The organism is Pseudomonas sp. p106, from assembly GCF_003936645.1.
Taxonomy (GTDB): domain Bacteria; phylum Pseudomonadota; class Gammaproteobacteria; order Pseudomonadales; family Pseudomonadaceae; genus Aquipseudomonas; species Aquipseudomonas putida_E.
Window position 1 is genome coordinate 1 of sequence record NZ_RHQR01000015.1, and the last position, 17,283, is coordinate 17,283.

Here is a 17,283-nt window from a genome sequence, read left to right on the forward strand (position 1 = left end):
AAGCCGGCTCCCACAGGGTCTGCGCAGCTCTTGAAGTCTGCGCTGTACCTGTGGGAGCCGGCTTGCCGGCGATGGGCTGCGCAGCAGCCCTAATAAAGCTAATTTTTTTGTGCCTACCCCGGCCCCGCCTCAAACCGGCTTGCTAACCTCGCCCGGGTCAGCCGGTTCGGCCTTCTCTTCCGCCTCGGTATCTTCAGCCGCCACCGGCGCCTGCATCACCTCCTGCACGGTCTGTTCATCCACCCGCGGGTCGAGCGCCGCCGACAATGGCGAACCCGCCGCCGGCATAGCCACGTGCCCCAGCGGCGCATCCTGTACCTGGTGCAGCCCGGTCACCGCCTTCGGGCGAATCCGCCACACCAGCACCAGCGCGAAGAACACGAAGAAGGCATACAGCATCTGCGCGCCCAGCACCTTCATCAGCACCCCCGCCGCCAGCGGCCCGATGCACGCACCCACGCCGTAGGTGACCAGCAGCATGGCGGTCAGCGAGACACGCCGCTCGCTTTCCACGTGGTCATTGGAAAATGCGACAGCCAGGGGATAAAGGCAGAACTGCAGCAGCGAAATCAGAAAGCCGATGCCGAACAGCAACTCCAACGGCACATCGGGCAAGATCGCCAGCGGCGCCGCCGCCAGCGCCAGGCCCACAGCCACGCTGCGGATCAGCACGGCCCGGTCATAACGGTCGGACAACCAGCCCAACGGCCACTGCACCAGCAGCCCGGCAAAGATGCAGCTACCCATGAACAAGCCGATCTGTTCGGTAGAAAGCCCCTGGCTGGACGCATACAGCGGCGCCAGGCCGTAGAAGGAGCCGACGATCAAACCCGAACCGAGCACGGTGCTCAGCGACTGCGGCACGCGCTTGATGAAGAATTTAGGCTCCATCGGTGCCGGGCGCAGCGGCGCCGGGTGAATGCGCCGGGTCATCGCCACCGGCACCAGGCACAGGGCGAAGCACATCGCGACCAGCATCAACAGCTCAGGGCCAAGCTCGGGGTGCACCACCAGAATCAGCTGACCGAGCACCAGCCCCAGGTAGGAGGCAATCATGTAGCCGCCGAACACCGCGCCGCGGTGCTTGGCGTCGGCCTGCTCGTTGAGCCAGCTTTCGATGACCATGTACTGGCACATCATGCCCAGGCCAACGAGCATCCGCAGCCCGACCCAGGCCGGTAGCCAGTTGGTCATGCCATGGCCCAGCACTGCCGCGCAGACGATTCCGGCGCAGGTGGTATAGGCCCGGATGTGCCCTACCCGGCCGATCAGTCGGTGGCCAACCTTGCCACCAACAGCCAGGCCGAAATAGTTGGCCGCCATCAAGGCACCGACCCATAGGCTGTCGACATGATCGGCCGCCAGGCGCAGTGCCAGGTAAGTACTGAGCAGACCCGAGCCGATAAGCATCATCAAGGCAGCGAAATACAACGACTGAAACGGCTTCCAGATGTTTCGCATACGTCCCGTCGGGCTCCCTGGTCAGGTGGCGTTGGCTTGCTGGCAAGCATAAAAGCAAATCAGCCACGGCGCAGTCCCCTGCCTGCGAAATAGCAGAACAGGGGCGCGCGCAGTAGCGTTCGTGTCGCGCTCAGGCTTGTGCCGCCAACACTCGCCGCTCCCACGGCGTGATCTCGTTGTAGAAATCAGTCAACTCGAGCGTCTTGGTTGCAGCGTAACCTTCGATGAACTCAGCCCCGAACAGTTCCCGGGCCAAGGCGCTGCGCTTGAGGCGCTCCAGCGCCGCATGCAGGGTGCATGGCAGGCTCAGGTGCTCAGGCACCTCGAACTCACCCTGGATGGCCGGTGCAGGCTCCAGGCGCTGCTCGATGCCGTGCAGGCCGGCTGCCAGGCTGGCAGCAATGGCCAGGTAGGGGTTTGCATCTGCACCCGGCAGGCGGTTCTCGACCCGCCGCGCTACGGGGGCGCTGGCCGGAATACGCAGCCCCGCAGCGCGGTTATCCTCCGACCAGCAGGCATTGTTCGGCGACGCATAGGGATGGCACAGCCGCTGGTACGAGTTGACATTGGGCGCGAACAGCGCAGTGAAATCGGCCATGCACGCCTGCAGGCCGCCTATGAAATGATGGAAGGTCTGGCTCGGCCGCCCCTGGTCATCGCTGAACACGTTTCGCCCCGTGGCGATCTCCACCAGGCTCTGATGAATATGCATGGAGCTACCCGGCGTAAGCGCCAGGGGCTTGGCCATGCACACCACTGTAAGGCCATGCTTGAGCGCGACTTCCTTGAGCAGGTGCTTGAACAGGAAGGTCTGGTCGGCCAGCAACAAGGGGTCACCGTGCAGCAGGTTGATTTCGAACTGGCTGACGCCCATTTCATGCATGAAGGTGTCGCGCGGCAGGCCCAGCGCCGCCATGCACTGATAAACCTCCTGAAAGAACGGCCGCAGGCCGTTGTTGGAACTGACACTGAATGCCGAGTGGCCGAGCTCGCGGCGGCCATCCTTGCCCAACGGCGGCAAAAATGGCTGTACAGGGTCACTGTTGGGCGCAAAGACGAAGAACTCCAGCTCGGTTGCAACGACCGGCGCCAGGCCCAAAGCGGCGTAGCGGGCGATCACCGCTTTGAGCAGCCCGCGGGTGGACAGCCCTGACGGCCGGCCATCGAGCTCATTGGCATCGCAGATCGCCAGCGCCAGGCCCTCCTCGCTCCAGGGCAAGCGGTGGATCTGCGCAGGCTCCGCCACCAGGGCCAGATCGCCATCGTCGCTGCCGTAGTATTTCGCTGGCGGGTAGCCCCCCATGATGCATTGCAACAAGACGCCACGTGCCATCTGCAGGCGCCTGCCTTCGAGGAAGCCTTCGGCAGTCATGACCTTGCCACGGGGGACACCGTTAAGGTCGGGAGTGACACATTCGATCTGGTCGATGCCCTGGAGGTGCTCGGCGAGCGAGCGCGGGGCTGCGGTGGTCATGACGCTTGTCCTTGTTGTTATGGGCTGGCAACAACATAGGCTGGGGGTGTTTAAAATATCAAGCACCTGCATCCGCAACGATGCAGTTCTTGCCCCCTCACTCGCGCAGGGTCATGCCATTGGACGGCAATGGCAGCGCCGTTTTATACCGCACCTGCTTCAAGGCAAAGCTAGACCGTATGTTCGCCACCCCCGGCAGTCGTGTCAGGTAATCGAGAAACCGCTCCAGCGCCTGGATGCTCGGCAACAGCACCCGTAACAAATAATCGGGGTCGCCAGTCATCAGGTAGCACTCCATCACCTCCGGCCGCTCGGCTATTTCTTCCTCGAAGCGGTGCAGCGCCTGCTCTACCTGCTTCTCCAGGCTGACATGGATGAACACATTGACATCCAGCCCCAGCACCTCTGGCGACAGCAAGGTCACCTGCTGGCGGATCACACCCAGCTCTTCCATGGCCTTGACCCGGTTGAAACAGGGTGTGGGCGACAGGTTCACCGACCGCGCAAGTTCTGCGTTGGTGATGCGGGCGTTGTCCTGAAGGCTGTTGAGAATGCCGATATCGGTACGATCGAGTTTGCGCATGAGACAAAATCACCGTTTTTTTGTGTTTATGCGGAATGTTTATCTGCGCCGCTCGCTAAAGGCAATCAACTTGAGAGAAAAATTCTCCCGGCGTGTCACTACTATGTAATTGACGCTGACCTGCCAGTCACAAGCCGGTGATCAGCGGCGGCCGCTTCAGAGCTCACAAAAACAACATCCGAGCGAGCGTAAAAAGCATGAACGAGTACGCCCCCCTGCGTTTGCATGTGCCCGAGCCTACCGGCCGGCCAGGCTGCCAGACCGATTTTTCCTACCTGCGCCTGAACGACGCGGGTCAAGTCCGTAAACCGCCCATCGATGTCGATGCTGCCGACACTGCCGACCTGTCCAACAGCCTGGTCCGCGTGCTCGACGAGCACGGCGATGCGCTTGGCCCATGGGCCGAAGACATCGATCCGCAGCTACTGCGCCAAGGCATGCGTGCCATGCTCAAGACGCGGATATTCGACAGCCGCATGGTGGTCGCCCAGCGCCAGAAGAAGATGTCCTTCTACATGCAGAGCCTGGGCGAAGAAGCCATCGGCAGCGCCCAGGCGCTGGCGCTGAACCGCACCGACATGTGCTTCCCCACCTACCGCCAGCAGAGCATCCTGATGGCCCGCGACGTGTCGCTGGTGGAAATGATCTGCCAGCTGTTGTCCAACGAACGCGACCCGCTCAAAGGCCGCCAACTGCCGATCATGTATTCGGTGCGCGAAGCCGGCTTCTTCACCATCAGCGGCAACCTGGCGACGCAGTTCGTACAGGCGGTCGGCTGGGCCATGGCCTCGGCGATCAAGGGCGATACCAAGATCGCCTCGGCCTGGATCGGCGACGGCGCCACGGCCGAGTCGGACTTCCACACCGCGCTGACCTTCGCCCACGTATACCGCGCCCCGGTCATCCTCAACGTGGTCAACAACCAGTGGGCGATCTCCACCTTCCAGGCCATCGCCGGCGGCGAATCGACCACCTTCGCCGGCCGTGGCGTGGGTTGCGGTATCGCCTCCCTGCGTGTGGACGGCAACGATTTCGTCGCTGTATATGCCGCCTCGCGCTGGGCCGCCGAACGCGCCCGCCGCGGCCTGGGCCCGTGCCTGATCGAGTGGGTCACCTACCGCGCCGGCCCGCACTCAACCTCCGACGACCCGTCCAAATACCGCCCTGCCGACGACTGGAGCCACTTCCCGCTGGGCGACCCGATCGCCCGCCTGAAGCAGCACCTGATCAAGATCGGCCACTGGTCCGAGGAAGAACACCAGGCCGTCACCGCAGAGTTCGAAGCGGCCGTCATCGCCGCGCAAAAGGAAGCCGAACAATACGGCACCCTGGCCAACGGCCACATCCCGAGTGCAGCCTCGATGTTCGAGGACGTGTACAAGGAAATGCCCGACCACCTGCGCCGTCAGCGCCAGGAACTGGGGGTTTGAGATGAACGACCACAACAACAGCATCAAACCGGAAACCGCCATGGCCACCACTACCATGACCATGATCCAGGCCCTGCGCTCGGCCATGGACGTCATGCTTGAGCGCGACGACAACGTGGTGATCTACGGCCAGGACGTGGGTTACTTCGGCGGCGTGTTCCGCTGCACCGAGGGCCTGCAGACCAAGTACGGCAAGTCGCGCGTGTTCGACGCGCCGATCTCCGAGAGCGGTATCGTCGGCACCGCCGTGGGCATGGGTGCCTATGGCCTGCGGCCGGTGGTGGAAATCCAGTTCGCCGATTACTTCTACCCCGCCTCGGACCAGATCGTCTCGGAAATGGCGCGCCTGCGCTATCGCTCGGCCGGCGAATTCATCTCGCCACTGACCCTGCGCATGCCTTGCGGTGGCGGCATTTACGGTGGCCAGACCCACAGCCAGAGCCCCGAAGCGATGTTCACTCAGGTGTGCGGCCTGCGCACGGTGATGCCCTCCAACCCGTACGACGCCAAAGGCCTGCTGATCGCCTCGATCGAATGCGATGACCCGGTGATCTTCCTGGAGCCCAAGCGCTTGTACAACGGCCCGTTCGACGGCCACCACGACCGCCCGGTGACGCCGTGGTCCAAGCACCCGCAAAGTGCCGTGCCAGACGGTTACTACACCGTGCCGCTGGACAAAGCGGCCATCACCCGCCCAGGCAACGACGTCACCGTATTGACCTACGGCACCACCGTCTACGTGGCCCAGGTGGCCGCCGAGGAAACCGGTGTGGATGCCGAAGTGATTGACCTGCGCAGCCTCTGGCCGCTGGACCTGGACACCATCGTCGCGTCGGTGAAAAAGACCGGCCGCTGCGTGGTGGTGCATGAAGCCACCCGTACCTGCGGCTTCGGCGCCGAACTGGTAGCGCTGGTGCAGGAGCATTGCTTCCATCACCTCGAAGCGCCCATCGAGCGCGTCACCGGTTGGGACACGCCCTACCCTCACGCACAGGAATGGGCGTATTTCCCAGGCCCTTCGCGGGTAGGCGCGGCATTGAAACGGGTCATGGAGGTCTGAATGGGCACGCACGTCATCAAGATGCCGGACATTGGCGAAGGCATCGCGCAAGTCGAACTGGGCGAATGGTTCGTCAAGGGCGGCGATGTAATCCCCGAAGACCAGGTGGTGGCCGATGTCATGACTGACAAGGCCACCGTGGAAATCCCTTCGCCGGTCAGCGGCAAGGTGCTGGCCCTGGGCGGCCAGCCGGGTGAAGTGATGGCGGTCGGCAGCGAGCTGATCCGCATCGAAGTGGAAGGCAGCGGCAACCATGTGGATGTGCCGCAGGCCAAACCGGTAGAAGCCCCGGCAGCCCCAGCAGCCGCCAAGGCAGAACCGCGTGTCGAACCGCAACCGGTAGCCAGCCCGGCTGTCTCGGCGCACACCGCCGCGCCGATCGTGGCGCGCCAGGCCGACGAAAAACCTCTGGCCTCGCCTGCCGTGCGCAAGCGCGCCCTGGATGCCGGCATCGAACTGCGTTACGTGCATGGCAGCGGCCCGGCCGGGCGCATCCTGCACGAAGACCTGGATGCATTCATCAGCAAGCCGCAGAGCCCTGCGGGCCAGGCGCCAGGAGGCTACGCGAAACGCACCGACAGCGAACAGGTGCAAGTGATCGGCCTGCGCCGCAAGATCGCCCAGCGCATGCAGGATGCCAAGCGCCGTGTGGCGCACTTCAGTTATGTCGAGGAAATCGACGTCACCGCACTCGAAGCCCTGCGCCAAGAGCTCAACAGCAAGTACGGCGACAGCCGCGGCAAGCTGACCCTGCTGCCATTCCTGGTCCGCGCCCTGGTCGTGGCACTGCGCGACTTCCCGCAGATCAACGCGACCTACGACGACGAAGCCCAGGTCATCACCCGCCATGGTGCGGTGCATGTGGGGGTCGCCACACAGGGCGACAACGGGCTGATGGTACCGGTGCTGCGCCACGCCGAAGCGGGCAGCCTGTGGGGCAACGCCGGCGAGATTTCCCGGCTGGCGAGCGCCGCACGCAACAACAAGGCCAGCCGCGAGGAACTGTCCGGCTCCACCATCACCCTGACCAGCCTGGGCGCCTTGGGTGGCATCGTCAGCACACCGGTGGTCAACACACCGGAAGTGGCGATCGTCGGGGTCAACCGTATCGTCGAGCGGCCGATGGTGATCGATGGCCAGATCGTTATTCGCAAGATGATGAACCTGTCCAGCTCGTTCGACCACCGTGTGGTCGATGGCATGGATGCCGCGCTGTTCATCCAGGCTGTACGTGGCCTGCTTGAACAACCCGCCTGCCTGTTCGTGGAGTGAGCATGCAACAGACTATCGACACCACCCTGCTGATCATCGGCGGCGGCCCTGGCGGCTACGTGGCCGCCATCCGCGCCGGGCAATTGGGCATCCCCACCGTGCTGGTGGAAGGCCAGGCGCTGGGCGGCACCTGCCTGAACATCGGCTGCATCCCGTCCAAGGCACTGATCCATGTGGCCGAGCAGTTCCATCAGACATCCCGCTACACCGAGCCGTCCGAACTTGGCATCAGCGTCTCCACGCCACGCCTGGACATCGGCCGCAGCGTGGACTGGAAGGACGGCATCGTTGACCGACTGACCACTGGCGTCGCTGCACTCCTGAAAAAACACGGGGTCAAGGTCATCCATGGCTGGGCGAAGATCCTCGACGGCAAGCACGTCGACGTCGATGGCCAGCGCATCCAGTGCGAGCACCTGCTGCTGGCCACCGGCTCGAACAGCGTCGAACTGCCCATGCTGCCGCTGGGCGGGCCGATCATCTCTTCGACCGAAGCCCTGGCCCCTCAAACACTGCCCCAGCATCTGGTGGTGGTTGGCGGCGGCTATATCGGCCTGGAGCTAGGCATCGCCTACCGCAAATTGGGCGCGCAGGTGAGCGTGGTGGAGGCGCGTGAGCGCATCTTGCCGACCTACGACAGCGAGCTGACCGCGCCGGTGGCCGAATCGCTGAAGAAGCTGGGCATCGCTGTGCACCTTGGGCACAGCGTCGAAGGTTACGACAGCGGTTGCTTGCTGGCCCGCGATGCTCAAGGTGCACAGCTGCGCCTGGAGGCCGACCGGGTGCTGGTGGCCGTTGGCCGCCGCCCGCGCACGCACGGCTTCAACCTGGAAAGCCTCGAACTGAAGATGAACGGTGCGGCCATCGCCATCGACGATCGCTGCCAGACCAGCATGCGCAACGTCTGGGCCATCGGTGACGTGGCCGGCGAACCGATGCTGGCACACCGTGCAATGGCGCAAGGTGAAATGGTCGCCGAAATCATTGCCGGCAAGGCACGACGGTTCGAGCCCTGCGCAATTGCAGCAGTGTGTTTTACAGACCCGGAAGTCGTTGTGGTCGGCAAGACCCCGGAACAGGCCAGCCAGCAAGGGCTGGACTGCATCGTCGCGCAGTTCCCCTTCGCCGCCAATGGCCGCGCCATGAGCCTGGAGTCGAAAACCGGCTTTGTGCGCGTGGTGGCGCGGCGTGACAATCACGTGATCCTGGGTTGGCAGGCGGTTGGCGTGGCGGTTTCAGAGCTGTCCACAGCGTTTGCCCAGTCATTGGAAATGGGCGCGCGGCTGGAGGATATCGCGGGCACTATCCACGCTCATCCGACCCTGGGCGAAGCGGTGCAGGAAGCGGCATTGCGCGCGCTGGGCCACGCCCTGCACATCTGACACTGAAGCGGCTGCGGCCGATTTGGCCCGCGGCGCCCTCGGCGCTGCGGGCTTTTTTCATTCGGCGATGCTGCATTGGCCTGCAGACATGCCGATGATCAGTTCAAACGCGGAAGTAGCCCACCGACGAATCGAACGGCAGGCGCTTGAGTTCGATCTTGTTCAGATCCAGCACGTCACGCAGCGCGGCAGTTTCGCCAGGGAAGTTGCGGTAGGCGACTTCGTCCAGCACCACGATCGCGCCTTTAGGCATGTAAGGCAGGAAAGTCTCCAGCGCCACCTTGGTGGACGAATACAGGTCCGTGTCGAGGATCAGCATGGCCACTACCAGATCGGGGCGGGTTTTCACAAAGGCAGGCACGGTTTCCAGAATGTCGCCCTTGACGATCTCGCAGCGCGGGATCCGATTGACCGGGCGAATCAGATCGTTGGCCTCGATCATGTCCTGAATCAGGGTCTCGTCGGTGTCGGAGAACATGCTTTCGTTGATATCGGCTGGATCCTGCTCGGCATCGATGCTGGCAAAGCCGCCGAAGGTATCGAAACCGATGATCGAACGGTTGATCGCATAGGGTTCCAGAATCATCGATAGCTGCATGTACAGCATCAACGAGTTGCCTTTGTATACGCCGCACTCGACGATAGCGCCCGGAATGTCCTGCACCATCTTGAACAGTTCGATGCGCGAAAGCGCAGCGGTCACGGCGATACGGTTGGCAAACACGAACGGCGCATCAGCCACGTATTGGGCATCGACACGGCTCAGCACGCTGGCGCGCTTTTCGTTGTACTCGACCTCGGCAGCAGTCAGACGACGCTTGGTCATGGGTTAACTCCCTGGAATTGCGAAAAGTCGCTGGCATTGAAAAAGTCTTTGAAGCCGGCCTCTGCATCCGAACAACCGTTGTCGACATTCGGTGCACCGCGCTTATGCAGCAGGTCTTGCAGGTGGATCAGGCGGAAGTCCACGCTGAACCGTACCTTGTCGGTGAAGTTGGCTACGGTGCCGTGCAGATGGGCACCAGAGAAAATCAGCATTTCGCCACTGTTGGCAGCCACACGCAGTTCGCCGCTGGTATCGATGTCTTCCAGCGGCACCGGGTGTACCCGGGTTTCTTCGGTGATGTTCTGCGAAGCCTTGTGCCGTTGCACATGGATCCAGTCATTGAGGCTCCAATCGGCGGAGCTGTTGCGCACCGGCCGCTCGAAATAGGCCGGGTTGATCATCATGGTCTGTTCGGGCTCGATGCTGTACACCGGCATCCAGGTATTCACCTGGCTTTCCACGCTGCCGTACCAGGTATCGCGGTGGGGCTTGTATGCGTAACTCACACCTGCATGCAGGTATTCGTAGTTGGGCACTACACGCACACGAGGCACGTCGAAGATATAGTCCTTGGGGTCGGCCCCGATCTCGCGAATGAAATCGCGGATCAACGCCTTGGCCTGCGGGCCATTGGTAAACTGCCGCTTGAGCGCCGTGACGCGCTCTACGAAAGTCTCCACCGGCATCATTTTGTGCAGCGACTGGTGGTCGGTTTCGCCATCAAAGGCGGCGGTGATGCTCTGCCGGGCCAATGCACACAGCTCATGTGCATTGCCAAGGCCGGTTTCCAGGAAGATATCACCCCTGAACAGCGAGCCCCGGTAGTCCGGCTTGTTCTTCACCTGATTGACATAAAAATTCATACTTGCCCCTTCAGGACCTCATTGAGACCAATGCCCACCACGATCTGTGTCGACTGGCAGCGGTGCATGGATTGAAGCGGACGCAAGGCGACGCATCCAGCCGCTGAGGGCGGGAACTCCAACCATGGCGATACAGGTGCATTGCCTGTATCCAGTGCTTCAGTGATCGGCATGCCGGCAGGAAACTTTAAGCGTGCGTGCAGCCGATGCAGGCCATATGTCGGCTATTGGTGGCCTTCGCTGGCATACACGCCGCGTACCTGTTCCACGCTCGGAAAGTGCTCGGTAATCAACCCGCGCTGTATAGTCTTGTGCTGGGTGAACGGATACTCACGCTCGATGAACGTGGGCTCACTGGCATTTTCATAGCGCCCACTCACGGAAATCCGCAAACGTTCATCCCCTTCACGGGAAGACCGATGAATGGTGAAGTTCGACATCAAGCAAACGCCGCCCTTGCCGACACAGACAGGAACGAAGTCATCTTCCTTGAAGTGCTTTTCGTCGACCCTCAACACATGCTGTTCCTGGTCGCCGCTAAGCAGGCCCAGCAAATGGCTGCCGGGCATCACCTCCATGGTGAACAACTGCGGGTCGATGTCCATGAACGGGATCCAGGTGGTGATGGTATCCAGGCTGCCCTGGACTGAAGTCCAGTCCTGGTGCACGTCGAACCCCTGATAACCTCCCGGGATAAGCAATTTTTTCGACATCAGATGCAACACAGGGGTGGTCTGGAACAACGGGGTGACGACGCCCAGGTCGGCAGCCGCGTCGCGCAGGCGCTCGGCGGTCATCAGCCGGTAGACGCCGTACAGCTTGGAGCACATGCGCAGCGTCGCCAGATAGAGAGGAACGCTCGCCCCCAGCAGTGCGGCCATGTTCAGGTGCAGGGCTTCAAGGGTAGGGCCACCAGCGACAGGCAGAGCCATGCGGTCCAACTGTTGGGAAAATGCCAGATTGAAGTGGGCAAGGGTTTCATCGAGATGAAGCGGGTCGAAAATGCCGTCGGCAACCAAGTAACCCTGCTCGCGATAAAAGTGGATTTGATTTCGATCAAGAATCTTTCCCATCGGCCCGGTGCCCTTTTTTGTTACGCAAGCGGAGGTGCTATCGTGGCCAGCAGTATACACAGCGTACGCTCAGCTCCGGTTGACCTGACTCATCCTCGAACACCCTGGATACCCTGATGCCAAAAGTTGTCATTTTCGGAGTGCTGGACACCGCCCAACTGGCGCACTACTACCTGAAAAAAGACCCTGCAGTGGACGTGGTCGGCTTTACCGTGCACGAACGCTACCTGCCAGAATCGAGAATGTTCGAAGGGCTGCCGGTGGTGCCCTTCGAAACCCTGCAGGACTATTTCCCAAGCACCGACTACAAGCTGTTTGCGCCCATGACCGGGCGCAAGATGAACCGCCTACGTGAGTCGGTCTACATTCAGGGCAAGGAAAAGGGCTACGACTTCATTAGCTATGTCAGCCCCAATGCCACGGTGAACGACAACGTCATCGGTGAAAACTGCTTCATTCTCGAAGACAACACACTGCAACCTTTCACCACCATCGGCAACAATGTGGTGATGTGGAGCGGCAACCACATCGGCCACCATGGCGAGATCCGCGACCATGTGTTCTTTGCTTCCCATGTGGTCCTCTCCGGGCATTGCCTGGTTGAGCCCTACGCCTGGTTCGGCGTCAACGCGACCATCACCAACAATTGCACCATCGGCGCAGGTACCTGCGTTGCCATGGGTGCGCTGATTTCAAAAGACACTCAACCCTGGCAGCTCTACATCGGCGCACCCGCGCGCGCGGTAAAGAGCAGTCAGGAACTGGATTTTTAGGTAGAGCATGGCCTGGAAAAAACTCGGTAGAACTTTCGACCCCGATAAAGACTGGGTCGGCTCCCACGCCCAAGTGCCCACCGCGCTGGTGCTGGACGATGTGATTCGGGTATTCATCTCCACCCGCAACAGCGCAGGCAAAAGCCTGTGCTACGCGGTAGACCTGGACAAGCAGGACCCGCGCACCGTCGTTGCCCGCCACCGGGAACCTTGCCTGGGTTTCGGCGCTCCCGGCACCTTCGATGACGAAGGCGTGATGCCCAGCTACGCCCTGAAAAAAGATGGCCGCACCTACCTGTACTACAGCGGATGGAACCAGCGCCTGACCGTGCCCTACCACAATGCCATGGGCGTCGCGGTTTCTGATGACGACGGGCTGCACTTCGAAAAACTGTTCGAAGGCCCGATCATGGATCGCACTGCCACCGAGCCCTACCTGGCCGTGACGCCCACCGTGCTGTTCGACCAAGGCCTGTGGAAGATGTGGTACGTGTCCGGTACACGCTGGCTGGAGGTGGACGGCAAATACGAGCCGTTGTACGTGATCAAGTACGCCGAATCCAAAGACGGATTCGAGTTCACCCGCTTCGCGCCGCAATGCCTTGAATCGCGCTTTGAGACCGAAGCCTTTTCCCGCCCCTGCGTCATCAAGGAAAACGGGATTTACAAGATGTGGTACTGCTCCCGCGCATCGCAGGACTACCGCAACGGCGCAGGCTCGTACCGCATCCGCTACGCAGAGTCGCCCGACGGCAGGACCTGGACCCGCCATGACGATGCGGGTATCGCACCGTCAGCCGAAGGCTGGGACTCGCTGATGACCTGCTACCCGTTCATCTTCCAGAGCGGCGAGCGCACCTACATGCTGTACAACGGCAACCGTTTCGGGACCAGCGGCTTCGGCCTGGCCCAGTGGAGTGATGATGAATAACGAACAGCTTCAAAACGAAGTCTACAAACTCGAATCCACCGCATCGGATTTGCAGTACGCCTTTCGTGACAAGTTGCGCGACATGTACCTGAACAGCCCGCTCTCTGACGACGACGTGCTTTTCAATATCGGCCTGTATACCCGCAGCTCAGTATTGGTGAAGTTCATCGTCTTGAGCGACCTGTACAAACGCTTCAAGCATATCCCGGGGATGATCTGCGAGTTTGGCACCTGGTACGGCCACAACCTGGTGCTGCTGGAAAACCTGAGGGCCATGTACGAACCGTTCAACAAACAGCGGCAGATCGTCGGCTTCGACACCTTTGAAGGCTATTGCGCACCGGGTGAAAAAGACTGCAAGGAAAGCGGTGTGTGGGTTGAGAACTCCTACTCCACCAAAGCCAGCTACAAGGATTACCTGAGCGAACTGCTGCAGGTGCACGAAGGCAACAACGTGCTGGGACACAAGCGCGGAGTACATCAACTGGTTGCGGGGGACGTCTGTCAGACCGCGCCCGAATTCTTCAAGAACAACGGCTCGGCCATCGTCGCCTTCGCCTACTTCGACATGGGTCTGTACGAGCCAACACTGGCAGCGCTCAAGGCGATCAAGCCACACCTGGTCTCCGGCAGCATGCTACTGATGGACGAACTGACATGGGCTCAAGCACCCGGCGAAGCGCTGGCCTTCAAAGAAGTCTTCACCCCTTCCGAATACACCCTGGAGAAGTGCGAGCTGTACCCCTCCAAATGCATCGTCACGATCAGGTGAAACGCCCATGATTTCCAGTGAGGTATTCGACCGGCGCATGGCGGAGCAAGGCTGGGTTATCTTCGAGAGCGCCATCCCGATCGCTATCGTCGAGCAGATGCGTGAAGACATCCACAAGGCCTATGCAATCTGCCGCGACTACCAGATCAAGAACGGCATCGATCAGGACACCAGTTACACCGTGCACCACCTGATCGGCCAGTTTGGCAGTTTTCTCGACTGCCTGAAGGCCTACCCTATCTATGCCTTCATCGAGCGCTATTTCGGTGGGCAGTTCATCCTCAACTCCTATGGCGGGGCCATCAACACCCGCGACAGCCAGTCTTACGCCCAGCGCGTTCACCGGGATATCCGTTCTTTTTCCGGTGATATGCCGTTGCTGCTGAACACACTGGTGATGCTCGACGACTTCACCGCCGCCAATGGCGCGACCTGGATGCTCTCCGGTTCGCACAAGGCCGAAGCCAAGCCGACTGACGACTATTTCATGGCCCACGCCGAACAGGCTATCGCACCGGCCGGCAGCATCCTGATGTTCAATTCCAATGTCTGGCACGCCGGCGGCAGCAACGTTACCGACCGTGTGCGCCGCTCGGTCACGCCGATGTTTTCCAAGCCGTTCATCAAGCAGCAATTCGACTACCCGCGGGCCCTGGGTTATGACCTGGGGCCAAACCTCGACCCGATGATGCGCCAGGTCATCGGCTATAACGCGCGGGTACCCGCAACGCTGGACGAGTGGTATCAGCCACCGGCCAGGCGCATGTATCACTCCAACCAGGGTTAACCATGTCACGCGACCTGAACACCGAGTACCAGGACACGGAAAACCGCCTGTACGCCTACGATTTCGACTACATCCACCGCGACTACATGCTCAAGGCGCTCAACGGGCAGTTTCGCCCTGGAAATGCGCTGGAAATGGGATGCTATCACGGCGAGTTCACCAAAAAGTTGCTGCAGGTCTTCGATGACGTGACCGTGCTTGAAGGGGCCACCGACCTGATCGAAGTCGCCCGCAAGAACGTTGGCGATGCGCGCGCAACCTTCATCCTGGGTCGGTTCGAAGACACTACCCTGGAGCGTCGCTTCGACAACATCTTCCTGATCCATACCCTCGAACATCTCACCGAGCCACAGCCGGTACTCAAGAAGATACGCGAGTGGCTGGCGCCGGGCGGCCGGCTGTTCATCGTCGTGCCCAATGCCAATGCGGCGTCGCGGCAGATCGCGGTGAGCATGGGGCTGATCGATTTCAATGCGGCTGTTACCGATGGCGAGCGCAAGCACGGCCACCGTTGCACCTACAGCCTCGACACCCTGGAGCACGAGGCGTTGCAGGCCGGTTTCCAGGTGACCCAGCGCGGCGGCATCCTGTTCAAGCCGATGGCCAACTTTCAGTTCGATGCAGCCTTGCGTGCCGGCATCATCGACCAGGCGTTCTTCGAAGGCTGTTACAAGATGGGAATGAAATACCCGGACCTCACTGCGAGTATCTATGTAGTCTGCCAGGCTTGAACCTCAGAGGTAATCGTAGGCCGCCAAGTGCGGCCCGATGCCCTCGGCGCCGACCTCCATCAGGGCATCGATGATCGACAGGTACGGTGTGAAACCCTCGCAGCGTTGGCGATAGGCCAGTACCCGCATACCGATGAAACGCAGATCGATATTGACGTCGGCGAACCTCTCCGGCTCATAGAGCGAGCGCCCGCCCTGGGCATTGATATAGCAGGTTGCACCTTCATGGCGGCAGATATCCAGAATCCGCGCCTGCGCCGTAAGTTGAGCGTTGCCGTAGACCTGGCTGCTGGTAACGATCCGCGTCGTTTGGCCCATGAAGTTGGCCAACACCTGAATTTGATGACTCAGAAAACCCGCGAGGTTGTTGTCTTCGTGCGCCAGAATACGCTCGACCACTGGAAATACCTGATCGAAACAGGGTGCCTTGCGGTAGGCCATTTCCACGCTGCGCAGCATGCGTCGTTGCCACTGGGCAGCAGGTGCAATTTCTATTTCGTTGATCTTGCGGTTTTGCGAGGCCTGCAACAACGGCAGCGTGATCATCCCTGGCGCCCCGTTGATCAGGATGCGATTGCGGTTGATCCACCCCCGCGTGATGAAGTTAACGTCATCGTAGACCACGAAGCAGTCTGCGGCCGTCAATAGTTGCCAGTAGCCAATGTAGGGAAACAGGTACGGCTGCATGATCGCCACCCTGGTCATGCACCGGCCCCGGCGATCAACCCGATAATGAAGTCCACGGTGCCGAAATCCAGGTCAGGATAGATCGGTAGGCAGATCACCTGCTCCACCGCCTGATGCGCTACCGGCAGGTTGTCGGCGCTGGACGATGGATACCCACGGTACATCGGCAGGCCACTGATCAGGGGCTGGAAATAACGCCGCCCATGGATGTTGTGGGCGGCGAGGAGCGAGAACAGTGCATCACGGCCAAGGGTAAACTCAGGCCCTACCAGTATCGGGAAGTACGCATGATTGGCGACTGCCTCGCCCCTGCCCTCGATACAGCGAATACCCGCAATCCCCGCAAGCCCTTCGCGATAACGCTGGTCGATCAGCCGCCGCTTCCCCAGCGCTTCATCCAGGCCCTCCAGTTGCAACAGGCCAAAGGCTGCGTGAATTTCGCTGAGCTTGCCGTTGGTGCCGGTCAGTTCTACGGTGCTTCCGTCGGCAGACAGACCAAAGTTCTTCAACTGGTCGATGCGCCGCTTGGTCGCCTCGTCGCGACAGATGACAGCGCCGCCCTCGAAGGTACTGAACACCTTGGTAGCGTGGAAGCTCAGGGTCACGAGGTCGCCGTGGCGCAGCAGGCTGCCGTTTGTATCCTGAACACCAAAAGCATGTGCCGCGTCATAGATCACCTGCAGGCCATGGCGCTCGGCAATCGCGCGTATCGCCTCCACATCGCAGGGATGGCCGTAGCAGTGTACCGGCAGGATGGCTGTGGTCTGGTCGGTGATGGCCGCTTCGATGCGTGCTGGGTCAAGGTTCAGGGTGTGCGGGTCGATATCGACGAACACCGGCGTCAGATTGTTCCATAGCAGCGAATGGGCAGTGGCAACAAAGGAGTACGGCGTGGTGATCACCTCACCGCTGAGCCCGGCCGCCTGCAACGCCGTGATCAGCGCCTGGGTACCGTTGCAGAATAGCGAAATGTGTTCCACGCCCAGATAAGCGCACAACGCCGCTTCCAGACGCTGGTGCATGGCTGCGCCATTGGTCAGCATGCGGCTGTCCCAAATTTCCCGCAGGTATGGCAAGAAAGCCTCCAGCTCGGGCAATGCGGGCTGGGTCACGAAAACGGGGGGCCGACCATTCATGAGCGGTGTTCCTGCGGCCGGCGGCGGTGGCCGGCCTTGTGT

17 protein-coding genes are annotated in these 17,283 nt (G+C 61.1%); 9 read left to right on the forward strand and 8 right to left on the reverse strand.

The window, feature by feature from the left end; translation table 11 throughout:
• Positions 1–129 precede the first annotated feature (129 nt).
• From EGJ09_RS18075 to bkdR, 3 genes are all read right to left on the reverse strand, one after another.
• A complete protein-coding gene (locus tag EGJ09_RS18075) occupies positions 130–1,461 on the reverse strand; it encodes an MFS transporter (RefSeq protein ID WP_115274167.1) in 1,332 nt (443 codons plus the stop codon).
• 130 nt (positions 1,462–1,591) lie between these two features.
• Positions 1,592–2,833, reverse strand: coding sequence for a glutamine synthetase family protein (locus EGJ09_RS18080; protein ID WP_177433169.1), 1,242 nt, complete (start codon positions 2,831–2,833; stop codon positions 1,592–1,594).
• Between the two features lie 199 nt (positions 2,834–3,032).
• Positions 3,033–3,518: a Bkd operon transcriptional regulator BkdR gene (gene bkdR / locus EGJ09_RS18090; protein WP_012315571.1), complete on the reverse strand. Its 486-nt coding sequence runs from the start codon at positions 3,516–3,518 to the stop codon at positions 3,033–3,035.
• Positions 3,519–3,715: 197 nt separating this feature from the next.
• Between bkdR and EGJ09_RS18095 the strand changes: the two genes are divergently transcribed.
• The 4 genes from EGJ09_RS18095 to lpdA are packed head-to-tail and all read left to right on the forward strand — an operon-like array spanning position 3,716 to position 8,662.
• Positions 3,716–4,948: a 3-methyl-2-oxobutanoate dehydrogenase (2-methylpropanoyl-transferring) subunit alpha gene (locus EGJ09_RS18095; RefSeq protein ID WP_012315572.1), complete on the forward strand. Its 1,233-nt coding sequence runs from the start codon at positions 3,716–3,718 to the stop codon at positions 4,946–4,948.
• Between the two features lies 1 nt (position 4,949).
• Positions 4,950–6,008 carry an alpha-ketoacid dehydrogenase subunit beta gene (locus EGJ09_RS18100; RefSeq protein WP_012315573.1) on the forward strand — a complete coding sequence of 353 codons (1,059 nt, stop codon included), beginning with the start codon at positions 4,950–4,952 and terminating at the stop codon, positions 6,006–6,008.
• On the forward strand, positions 6,009–7,280 hold the full coding sequence (locus EGJ09_RS18105; protein WP_125924504.1) for a dihydrolipoamide acetyltransferase family protein: 1,272 nt from the start codon (positions 6,009–6,011) through the stop codon (positions 7,278–7,280).
• Positions 7,281–7,282: 2 nt separating this feature from the next.
• Positions 7,283–8,662 carry a dihydrolipoyl dehydrogenase gene (gene lpdA, locus EGJ09_RS18110; protein WP_125924505.1) on the forward strand — a complete coding sequence of 460 codons (1,380 nt, stop codon included), beginning with the start codon at positions 7,283–7,285 and terminating at the stop codon, positions 8,660–8,662.
• A 103-nt stretch (positions 8,663–8,765) separates the two neighbouring features.
• On the opposite strand, the gene EGJ09_RS18115 is transcribed toward lpdA, so the two are convergent.
• The 3 genes from EGJ09_RS18115 to EGJ09_RS18125 form a co-directional block, all read right to left on the reverse strand.
• On the reverse strand, positions 8,766–9,488 hold the full coding sequence (locus tag EGJ09_RS18115; RefSeq protein ID WP_012315576.1) for a TylF/MycF/NovP-related O-methyltransferase: 723 nt from the start codon (positions 9,486–9,488) through the stop codon (positions 8,766–8,768).
• Positions 9,485–10,351 (reverse strand): hypothetical protein, encoded by an 867-nt coding sequence (locus tag EGJ09_RS18120; RefSeq protein ID WP_039602838.1) that lies wholly within the window; start codon positions 10,349–10,351, stop codon positions 9,485–9,487. Before EGJ09_RS18120 ends, EGJ09_RS18115 begins: the two co-directional genes overlap by 4 nt.
• 224 nt (positions 10,352–10,575) lie before the next feature.
• Positions 10,576–11,424 carry a phytanoyl-CoA dioxygenase family protein gene (locus tag EGJ09_RS18125; RefSeq protein ID WP_125924506.1) on the reverse strand — a complete coding sequence of 283 codons (849 nt, stop codon included), beginning with the start codon at positions 11,422–11,424 and terminating at the stop codon, positions 10,576–10,578.
• Between the two features lie 116 nt (positions 11,425–11,540).
• Between EGJ09_RS18125 and EGJ09_RS18130 the strand changes: the two genes are divergently transcribed.
• From EGJ09_RS18130 to EGJ09_RS18150, 5 genes are read left to right on the forward strand one after another with little or no spacing between them, the layout of a single operon-like run.
• Positions 11,541–12,197 (forward strand): acetyltransferase, encoded by a 657-nt coding sequence (locus tag EGJ09_RS18130; protein WP_119687569.1) that lies wholly within the window; start codon positions 11,541–11,543, stop codon positions 12,195–12,197.
• Positions 12,198–12,204: 7 nt separating this feature from the next.
• Positions 12,205–13,128, forward strand: coding sequence for a hypothetical protein (locus EGJ09_RS18135; protein ID WP_119687570.1), 924 nt, complete (start codon positions 12,205–12,207; stop codon positions 13,126–13,128).
• The gene (locus EGJ09_RS18140) at positions 13,121–13,900 is read left to right on the forward strand and encodes a class I SAM-dependent methyltransferase (RefSeq protein WP_119687571.1); all 780 of its coding nucleotides are present in this window, start codon (positions 13,121–13,123) and stop codon (positions 13,898–13,900) included. Before EGJ09_RS18135 ends, EGJ09_RS18140 begins: the two co-directional genes overlap by 8 nt.
• Before the next feature lie 7 nt (positions 13,901–13,907).
• Complete coding sequence (locus EGJ09_RS18145) at positions 13,908–14,687, forward strand: phytanoyl-CoA dioxygenase family protein (protein WP_125924507.1); 780 nt, start codon at positions 13,908–13,910, stop codon at positions 14,685–14,687.
• A 2-nt stretch (positions 14,688–14,689) separates the two neighbouring features.
• A complete protein-coding gene (locus tag EGJ09_RS18150) occupies positions 14,690–15,418 on the forward strand; it encodes a bifunctional 2-polyprenyl-6-hydroxyphenol methylase/3-demethylubiquinol 3-O-methyltransferase UbiG (RefSeq protein ID WP_125924508.1) in 729 nt (242 codons plus the stop codon).
• 3 nt (positions 15,419–15,421) lie between these two features.
• Here the strand turns inward: EGJ09_RS18150 and EGJ09_RS18155 are convergent, their stop codons facing one another.
• Both EGJ09_RS18155 and EGJ09_RS18160 read right to left on the reverse strand, forming a co-directional pair.
• A complete protein-coding gene (locus EGJ09_RS18155; protein WP_196996842.1) occupies positions 15,422–16,105 on the reverse strand; it encodes a WbqC family protein in 684 nt (227 codons plus the stop codon).
• A 14-nt stretch (positions 16,106–16,119) separates the two neighbouring features.
• Positions 16,120–17,241, reverse strand: a complete 1,122-nt coding sequence (locus tag EGJ09_RS18160; RefSeq protein WP_125924510.1) for a DegT/DnrJ/EryC1/StrS aminotransferase family protein — start codon at positions 17,239–17,241, stop codon at positions 16,120–16,122.
• Positions 17,242–17,283 lie beyond the last annotated feature (42 nt).

Coding starts and splice junctions, on each gene's coding strand:
- EGJ09_RS18115 (WP_012315576.1), bottom strand. CDS start 9,488: ATGACCAAGCGTCGTCTGACTGCTGCCGAGGTCGAGTACAACGAAAAG.
- EGJ09_RS18105 (WP_125924504.1), top strand. CDS start 6,009: ATGGGCACGCACGTCATCAAGATGCCGGACATTGGCGAAGGCATCGCG.
- EGJ09_RS18095 (WP_012315572.1), top strand. CDS start 3,716: ATGAACGAGTACGCCCCCCTGCGTTTGCATGTGCCCGAGCCTACCGGC.
- EGJ09_RS18155 (WP_196996842.1), bottom strand. CDS start 16,105: ATGCAGCCGTACCTGTTTCCCTACATTGGCTACTGGCAACTATTGACG.
- EGJ09_RS18080 (WP_177433169.1), bottom strand. CDS start 2,833: ATGACTGCCGAAGGCTTCCTCGAAGGCAGGCGCCTGCAGATGGCACGT.
- EGJ09_RS18140 (WP_119687571.1), top strand. CDS start 13,121: ATGAATAACGAACAGCTTCAAAACGAAGTCTACAAACTCGAATCCACC.
- lpdA (WP_125924505.1), top strand. CDS start 7,283: ATGCAACAGACTATCGACACCACCCTGCTGATCATCGGCGGCGGCCCT.
- EGJ09_RS18135 (WP_119687570.1), top strand. CDS start 12,205: ATGGCCTGGAAAAAACTCGGTAGAACTTTCGACCCCGATAAAGACTGG.
- EGJ09_RS18130 (WP_119687569.1), top strand. CDS start 11,541: ATGCCAAAAGTTGTCATTTTCGGAGTGCTGGACACCGCCCAACTGGCG.
- EGJ09_RS18145 (WP_125924507.1), top strand. CDS start 13,908: ATGATTTCCAGTGAGGTATTCGACCGGCGCATGGCGGAGCAAGGCTGG.
- EGJ09_RS18125 (WP_125924506.1), bottom strand. CDS start 11,424: ATGGGAAAGATTCTTGATCGAAATCAAATCCACTTTTATCGCGAGCAG.
- EGJ09_RS18100 (WP_012315573.1), top strand. CDS start 4,950: ATGAACGACCACAACAACAGCATCAAACCGGAAACCGCCATGGCCACC.
- EGJ09_RS18160 (WP_125924510.1), bottom strand. CDS start 17,241: ATGAATGGTCGGCCCCCCGTTTTCGTGACCCAGCCCGCATTGCCCGAG.
- EGJ09_RS18075 (WP_115274167.1), bottom strand. CDS start 1,461: ATGCGAAACATCTGGAAGCCGTTTCAGTCGTTGTATTTCGCTGCCTTG.
- bkdR (WP_012315571.1), bottom strand. CDS start 3,518: ATGCGCAAACTCGATCGTACCGATATCGGCATTCTCAACAGCCTTCAG.
- EGJ09_RS18150 (WP_125924508.1), top strand. CDS start 14,690: ATGTCACGCGACCTGAACACCGAGTACCAGGACACGGAAAACCGCCTG.
- EGJ09_RS18120 (WP_039602838.1), bottom strand. CDS start 10,351: ATGAATTTTTATGTCAATCAGGTGAAGAACAAGCCGGACTACCGGGGC.